We start from the raw sequence: 237 nt of genomic DNA, 5'->3' as shown, positions 1-237 counted from the left end.
GCACCACCCCCATCATGCACTGCACCCGCAAGAACCGGGGCACCTGCGAGGGCTGCGGGGTGACCGCGCAGGATGGCGCCACCGTTGAGGTGACGGGCCAGGAAGGCGTGGAGCGCTTCGCCCTGTCGCCGGACAACCGCAAGCTGCTGGTGCACTACTCCACGAGCTATGTGCCGACCCAGCTGGCCACGGTATCGGTGAACGGCGGCGCCGTTGCGGAGCTGACCGACACCCGCA

General features: G+C 69.2%; 1 protein-coding gene. It reads left to right on the top strand.

Annotated features, from left to right (window positions below; translation table 11 throughout):
• Window positions 1–14: 14 nt before the first annotated feature.
• Window positions 15–237 (top strand): hypothetical protein (locus KVT32_RS31535; protein ID WP_217619578.1); only part of this gene is annotated, 223 nt, incomplete at its 3' end.

Origin of the sequence: Achromobacter sp. GbtcB20, assembly GCF_019091095.1 — a bacterium.
GTDB lineage: Bacteria > Pseudomonadota > Gammaproteobacteria > Burkholderiales > Burkholderiaceae_B > Achromobacter > Achromobacter mucicolens.
This window is presented reverse-complemented; position numbering and strand designations above follow the sequence as displayed.